Source organism: Thauera linaloolentis 47Lol = DSM 12138, assembly GCF_000310205.1.
GTDB classification, from domain to species: Bacteria; Pseudomonadota; Gammaproteobacteria; order Burkholderiales; family Rhodocyclaceae; genus Thauera; species Thauera linaloolentis.
In genome coordinates, this window is the sequence record NZ_AMXE01000019.1 from 45221 (window position 1) to 52754 (window position 7534).

The following is a 7534-nucleotide window of genomic DNA, read 5'->3' on the forward strand; positions in this document are numbered from 1 at the left end:
GCACTGACAAATCACGGAATCGAACATGCGCAAACACTTTCTCAGCACCACCCTCGCCCTTGCCATCGCTGCCGCGCTGCCCGGCCTGGCCTCGATCCCTTCCGCCCACGCCCAGGCCGCGCCCGCGGCCTCGATGGTGTCGCCGAACCGCTACGGCCTGCCCGACTTCGGCGATCTCGTCGAGCAGGTCGGCCCGGCGGTGGTGAACATCAGCGTCGTGCAACAGCAGCAACAGGCGGCGACTGACCAGAATCCGTTCGCCAACGACCCGTTCTACGACTTCCTGCGCCGCTTCGGCGTGCCGATGCCGGGCTTCCCCGGCCAGCCCGGGATGGGGCCGCGCGCGCGGCAGGGCATCGGCTCGGGCTTCATCGTCAGCCAGGACGGCTATGTGCTGACCAACGCCCACGTCGTCGCCGGCGAGGATGGCGACGCAGCGCTGTCCGAGGTCACCGTGACCCTGATCGACAAGCGCGAATTCAAGGCCAAGGTCGTCGGCATCGACCGCCGCACCGACGTCGCATTGCTCAAGATCGACGCCAAGGGCCTGCCGGCGGTCAAGATCGGCAAGGCCGACGAGGCTCGCGTCGGTGAATGGGTGGTGGCGATGGGCTCGCCCTTCGGCTTCGACAACACCGTCACCGCCGGCATCATCTCGGCCAAGGCCCGGCGCCTGCCGGACGAGACCTACGTTCCCTTCATCCAGACCGACGTCGCGATCAACCCCGGCAACTCGGGCGGCCCGCTGTTCAACCTCGCGGGCGAGGTGATCGGCATCAACTCGCAGATCTACTCGCGCTCGGGCGGCTTCATGGGGATCTCGTTCGCGATCCCGATCGACGTCGCCATGAACGTCAAGGACCAGCTCGCCACCCACGGCCGCGTGCAGCGCGGCCGCCTGGGCATCGCGATCCAGGGCGTCGACAAGGATCTCGCCCAGTCCTTCGGCCTGTCCGATGCGCGCGGCGCGCTGGTGGCGAGCGTGGAGCCGGGCAGCGCCGCCGAAAAGGCCGGCGTGCAGGTCGGCGACGTGGTGCTGAGCGTGGACGGCAAGCGCATCGGCGAAATGTCCGACCTGCCGCGCGAGGTGGGGGAAAAGCGCCCGGGCACGCGCATGCGCCTGGAAGTCTGGCGCGACGGCCGCAGCCGCGACGTGGTGGCGACCCTGGATGAACTGACTGCCGACAACGCCGCCGGTACCACGGCGCCGAGCCAGGTCGAAAGCGTGAACGCCGGCCTCGGCCTCACAGCGCGCGTCCTGAGCCCGCAGGAAGCGGCCCAGCTGCGGCTGCGTGGCGGACTGGTGGTGGAAGGCGTGGATGGCCCGGCCGCACGCGCCGGCCTGCAGCGCGGCGACATCATCCTCGCGCTCAACAACCATGCCGTCGGCAGTGTTGCCGAGTTCCGCAACCTGGTCCAGGCGGCCGGCAAGCGCTTCGCGCTGCTGATCCAGCGCGGTGAATCGCGCATCTACGTGCCGCTGCGGCTGGAGTGAGAGAACGGGGCCGGAAAGGAACCCGGCCCCGCCCTTGTCAGACCCGGAAGCGACCGATCGATTCCTGCATCCGCGCCGCGAGCTGTTCCAGTTCGCGCGCGGCCTGCACCGTCTGCCCGATGGCGAGATCGTTCTCGCTCGCCATGCCGGCAATGTCGTCGATGCTGGACGTCACCGATGTGCTGGAGCGGCGCTGTTCGGCGGTTGCCGAGGCGATGCGGTCCAGGCCTTCGCCCACCTCGGCCACCAGGACATTCGCCGCCCCCAGCACGCGCGAGACGTCATCCGCCACCTTGCGGCTCGATTCGAGGTGTTCCAGCCCGCCCTCGATCGCCCCCTGCACCGAATCCGAGCGCTGCTCGATTTCGCGCGTGATGCCGTCGATCTCGCCTGCCGACCGCGCCGATTTCTCGGCCAGCTTGCGCACCTCGTCCGCAACCACGGCGAAGCCGCGCCCCTGTTCCCCCGCGCGCGCCGCTTCGATCGCCGCATTGAGGGCCAGCAGATTGGTCTGCTCGGCGATTTCGCGCACTTCGCGCGTCATGCGCGAGATCGCCTGGGTGGACTCGACGAAATCGCCGACCGTCGCCGCCATCTGGCGCACCGCGGACTCGATCTGGCCCATCTCGCCGATCAGTTGGCGCAGGCTCTGCTCGCCTTCCCGGGAGCGCGTCAGGCTGGCATGCGAACGCTCGCGCACCTCGGCGGCACTGTCGGCGATGTGGGTGATGCTGTCGCTCATCGCATCGACCGCGGTGCTGGCCATCGCCGAACGCTCGTTCTGCCGGTGCGAGCGCTGAGCGAGGTCGGACGCGCCGCCCGCCAGGCGCCGGGCCGCCGCCGTCACCTCGCCGGCAGCCATGCCAACCTGGCGCACCAGCGCGGCGATGGTCCCCATCATGTTGTTGAACGATGCCGCGGTGCGGCCGATCTCGTCCTCACGACCGCCGTCGAGGCGGCGCGTCAGATCACCGCCGCCCTGCGCAATCTCGGCAAGGCTGCCGGCCAGGCGCGACAGCGGGCTGGCCACGAAGCGGCGGATGAAGAAGAACACGAAACCCAGCAGCGGCAGCGACACCAGCAGGGCAAAGACGATGCTCTTGTTGCGGAATTCGGTGACGGCTGCCTCGGCCCTGTCGAGCGAGACACGCATGCTCACCACGCCCAGCGGCACGCCCTCGGCGACCTGGTGGCAGGCGATGCAATCCTTGCCCAGCCAGTTGGCCGATGCCAGCGTCGGTATCACCACCCGCAGGTGCTCGCCATGCTCCGCGCTGTGCTCCAGCGCCATCAGGGATTTGCCGTCGGCCAGCGCCTGGCGTTCGGCGGCATCGGCGGCAAGCTCGCCGGCGTGGCCCGGGCCGAAGATCTTGCTGGTCTCCTCGCCGCGGATCACCTTCAGGTCGCGCACCACCGACAGTTCCTTGATCTGGTCGAGGAACACGTCGCGCTGGGCGACGGTGCCGGTGATCATCATGCCGGTGAGCCCGGCCATGGTCATTTCATTGACCGTGCCGGCGAAATCCTTCGCCTGCTCGATCGCCATGTCGCGGGTCACGCGCGTTTCCCAGGCGATCATGCTGCCCCAGGCGATCACCAGCATCAGCCAGATGACGGCGGTAAGCCTGAACCAGATCGGGGTATCCGCAAAGCGGCGCATCATTCCTTCTCCACATCCGCGACGGCGGATCAAAACGGCCCCTCCGCGGGCCCGCATCCCATCAACGGCCGCCGGGCCGTAATTCTTGAGCCGGCATCAGGGATTTGATCGAAACCGTGCAAACCGAATATCATCCAACGCTGATAAAAGATGCATTGAACCAAAAACGAAGCCGTGCTGTCGCAGTGCGGTCTGGTTCGCGGCAGAACCCGTCACATCCTTTCCAACCGCTTCCAACCAAGCAACGAGGTAACAATGAAGAAGATCATCGCGCTCGGCATCCTCGCCCTTTCCATCGCCGGCACCGCGTCCGCCCAGGTCAAGCCGGAAGACCAGATCAAGTACCGCCAGGCCGGCTACAGCTTCATGGCCTGGAACATGGGCAAGATCAAGGCCAACCTCGACGGCGAATACAATGCGCAGCAGGTCCAGGCCGCCGCCAACGCCATCGCCGCCATCGCCGGATCGGGCATGGGCGCGCTGTACGGTCCGGGCACCGACAAGGACATCGGCAACCGCAAGACCCGCGTCAAGCCCGAGTTCTTCCAGAACATGGAAGACGTCGGCAAGATCGCCACCAACTTCAACGCCGCTGCAGCCAGCCTGGCCAAGGCCGCGGCTGAAGGCGACAAGGCCGCGGTGCAGAAGGCCTTCGGCGAAACCGGCGGTTCCTGTAAGGCCTGCCACGACAAGTATCGCGCGGACTGAATCGCACGATCTACGGGAAAAAAGCCGCACTTGCGGCTTTTTTCATCGCTGGGCCGCCCCAAGATGAAAAGCACCCCCCTGGGGGGCAGCGACCTCACGCAGTGGGGGAGCGTGGGGCCATTTTCATGATTGCCGCCACACTCTACCAGGCGGGCACGGCCTGAGGCGGGGGTGGCGGAGGCGGCGGCGGCGGCGGCAGCATGCCCCCCATGGCCGCCCACACCGCAAACCCCGCCACCGCCGCCGCGAGGACGAAAGCGGCCGCGCCGCCGCCCTGCGCCGGCTTCAGGGCTGGATCGGACACTTCCTTGACGCCGGTGATCATCGGCTTCACCAGGTTGTCCTTCTTCACATGCGCATAGAACAGGATCGCCAGCACATGCAGCGATACCAGCGCGATGATCACCCAGAAATTCTGCCGGTGCAGGCTGCTGAGCCAGTCGCTCGTGTCCTTGCTCACCAGGGTATACAGCGGCCCCTCGAACGCGATGTCGTCGTTCGACACCAGCCCGCTGCCCGCCTGGAAGACCAGGATGCCCAGCAAGCCCAGCACCGACAGCGCCCCGATCGGGTTGTGCCCCACGCCGCGCCACTGCCCGCGCAGATAGGCGGCGATGCGGCCCGGCCCCGGCACGAAAGTGGCAAAGCGCGCATAGGTCGAGCCGACCACGCCCCACACCAGGCGGAACGCCAGCAGGCCGGCGATGGCGATGCCGAGCCAGCCGTGCCATACGATCAGACTGCCGCCGGCCATGCCCGTACAGAAGGCCGCGACGACCAGCAGCAGCAGTGTCCAGTGAAAAATGCGTACGGGCAGATCCCATACGGCGATGACCACGTTCTTCATCCGATCGCTTCCTGTTGGCTGAAAATCAGTCATGAAAGATTCCTCGTCATGTGAATTGGTTCCGCCTTACGCCGTCCGTGCCGCCAGGAATTCCCTCAGATGCCGTCCGGTGTGCGAAGCCGCGATCGCCATCGCGGTCTCCGGCGGACCTTCGGCCACCACTGTTCCACCGCCGTCGCCACCTTCCGGGCCGAGGTCGATCAGCCAGTCGGCCTCGGCCATCACGTCGAGGTCGTGCTCGATCACCAGCACCGTGTGGCCGGCATCGGTCAGGCGGTGCAGCACGCGGATCAGCTTGTCCACGTCGGCCATGTGCAACCCCACGGTCGGTTCGTCCAGCACGTACAGGCTGTGCTTGTCGGCCGCCAGCGGCACGCCGCCGGTATCCTCGGCGTCGCCCGGGCGACGGCGCACCTTGGCCAGTTCGGTGACCAGCTTGATACGCTGTGCCTCGCCGCCAGACAGCGTCGGGCTGGGCTGGCCCAGGGTCAGGTAGCCCAGGCCGACGTCCTGCAGCAGTTGCAATGGATGGGCGATGGCCGGGTGAGCGGCGAAGAAATCGACCGCTTCGTCCACCGCCATCGCCAGTACCTCGGCGACGGTCCTGTGCTTCCACCGCACCGACAGGGTCTCGGGGTTGAAGCGCGCGCCGCCGCAGGCTTCGCACGGCGTCTTGACGTCGGGCAGGAAGCTCATCTCGACCGTGGTCTGGCCCGCGCCGTCGCACACCGGGCAGCGGCCGGCACCGGTATTGAAGGAGAAGCGCGATGCGCTCCAGCCGCGCGTGCGCGCTTCGAAGGTGTCGGCGAACAGCCTGCGGATCGCATCCCAGAAGCCGACGTAGGTGGCCGGGCAGGAGCGCGGCGTCTTGCCGATCGGGGTCTGGTCCACTTCCAGCACGCGGCCGACCTGCTGCCAGCCGTGCAGGGCCTTGCAGCCGATCAGGGGCTGGTCGACCTGCTCCGGCTGCGCCTGGCCGCGGCGGCGGGCGCGGGTGGCTTCGGGGTCGCCGAGGCGGGCGCGCAGGTTGGCGTGGATGACGTCGCGCGCGAGGCTGGACTTGCCGGAGCCGGACACGCCGGTGACGACCGTCAGGCGCGCGAGCGGGATTCGCACGGAAATGTCGCGCAGGTTGTGCAGCTTCGCACCATCGATACGGATCGCCGGATGATCGGCCGCTACCTGCCGGCGCGGCCGCAGCGGGTGCTGCAGCGGATGGCGGAAGCATTCGCCGGTCGCCGATTCGGGCGCGGCCAGCAGGGCGGCGATGCCGCCCTCGGCCACCACCCGGCCGCCGCGCACGCCGGCGCCGGGGCCGAGGTCGATGACGTGGTCGGCGCGGCGGATGGTGTCCTCGTCGTGCTCGACCACCAGCAGCGTGTTGCCGCGGTCGCGCAGGGCCTCCAAGGTGTCGAGCAGCAGGCGGTTGTCGCGCGGATGCAGGCCGATGGTCGGCTCGTCGAGGATGTAGCACACGCCGCGCAGGTTGGAGCCGAGCTGCGCGGCCAGCCGGATGCGCTGCGCCTCGCCGCCCGACAGCGTGGGCGCGGCGCGGTCGAGTGCCAGATAGCTCAGGCCGACGTGCTGCAGGAAGGCGAGCCGGCCGCGGATCTCGGCGACGAGGTCGCGGGCGATGTCGTTCTCCCGTTCGCCGAGCGCCAATCCGGCGAAAAAGGCGGCCGCCTTGTCCACCGGCCACGCGGCGAGCTGGTGCAGGCCGAGTTCACGGAAGCGCACCGCGCGCGCCACCGGATTCAGGCGCGCGCCGTGGCAGGCAGGGCAGGGCTCGTCGCTGACGACGGCGCCTTCGGCGTCGCCGAGGTCGAGCGCATCCGGATCCTCGATGCGCGGCACCGTTTTCAGCCCGGTGCCATAGCACTTCGGGCACCAGCCGTGCTTGGCGTTGTACGAGAACAGGCGCGGATCGGGTTCGGGGAAGCCGGTGCCGCAGCTCGGGCAGGCGCGCAGCGTTGAGAAGGTGACCGGCGCGGCGCCGAGCTTGCCGATCTCCAGCACCTTGATCACGCCCTTGCCGATGTCCAGCGCCTGGCGCACGAATTCGCGCAGCGTGGGCTCGTGCTCCGGCGCCACCACCACCATGCCGGTGGGCAGTTCGATGTTGTGTTCCTTGTAGCGGTCGAGCCGCGGCCATTTTGCCGTGGGCAGGTATTCGCCATCGACGCGCAACTGGGCATGGCCCTTGCCGCGCGCCCATTTGGCGAGATCGGTGTACAAGCCCTTGCGGTTGACCACCAGCGGCGCCAGCACCTCGACCGAGGCGCCGTGCAGTTCGCGCTGGATCTGCGCGACGATGGCCTCGAAGCTCTGCGGCGTCACCGGCACATTGCAGTCCGGACAGAACTGGGTGCCCAGTTTCACGTACATCAGGCGCAGGAAAGGGTGGATTTCGGTCAGCGTCGCCACCGTGCTCTTGCGCCCGCCACGACTGGTGCGCTGCTCGATCGCCACCGTTGGCGGAATGCCGAACAGGCCGTCCACGTCCGGCCGGCTCGCCGGCTGCACGAACTGGCGCGCATAGGCATTGAGCGATTCCAGATAGCGGCGCTGGCCCTCGCCGAACACGATGTCGAACGCCAGTGTGGACTTGCCCGAACCCGACAGCCCGGTGATGACGGTGAAACGGTCGCGCGGAATGCTCAGGCTGACGTTCTTCAGGTTGTGTTCGCGCGCGTGGCGGATCTCGATCGCCGGCGCCGCGACCGCGCAGTAGCGCACGGCGGGTTCGGCGGCCAGCAGCGCGGCGGCACCGGCGTGCCCGGTGGCCGCCTCGGTACGCGTGCGCGCCAGCGCCGCCGCGTATTCG

At 68.4% G+C, this 7534-nt stretch carries 5 protein-coding genes; 2 read left to right on the forward strand and 3 right to left on the reverse strand.

What is annotated here, in order from left to right; genetic code table 11:
• Positions 1–25: 25 nt before the first annotated feature.
• A complete protein-coding gene (locus tag C666_RS07535) occupies positions 26–1495 on the forward strand; it encodes a DegQ family serine endoprotease (RefSeq protein WP_004336223.1) in 1470 nt (489 codons plus the stop codon).
• A gap of 37 nt (positions 1496–1532) precedes the next feature.
• Here C666_RS07535 and C666_RS07540 read toward each other — a convergent pair whose 3' ends face one another.
• Complete coding sequence (locus tag C666_RS07540) at positions 1533–3155, reverse strand: methyl-accepting chemotaxis protein (protein WP_004336225.1); 1623 nt, start codon at positions 3153–3155, stop codon at positions 1533–1535.
• Between the two features lie 255 nt (positions 3156–3410).
• On the opposite strand from C666_RS07540, the gene C666_RS07545 reads away from it, so the two are divergent.
• Positions 3411–3863: a c-type cytochrome gene (locus C666_RS07545; protein ID WP_004336227.1), complete on the forward strand. Its 453-nt coding sequence runs from the start codon at positions 3411–3413 to the stop codon at positions 3861–3863.
• 142 nt (positions 3864–4005) lie between these two features.
• On the opposite strand, the gene C666_RS07550 is transcribed toward C666_RS07545, so the two are convergent.
• Positions 4006–4710, reverse strand: a complete 705-nt coding sequence (locus C666_RS07550; RefSeq protein ID WP_004336229.1) for a cytochrome b/b6 domain-containing protein — start codon at positions 4708–4710, stop codon at positions 4006–4008.
• A 66-nt stretch (positions 4711–4776) separates the two neighbouring features.
• A partial coding sequence (locus C666_RS07555) for an excinuclease ABC subunit UvrA (RefSeq protein WP_004336231.1) occupies positions 4777–7534 on the reverse strand: 2758 nt, incomplete at its 5' end.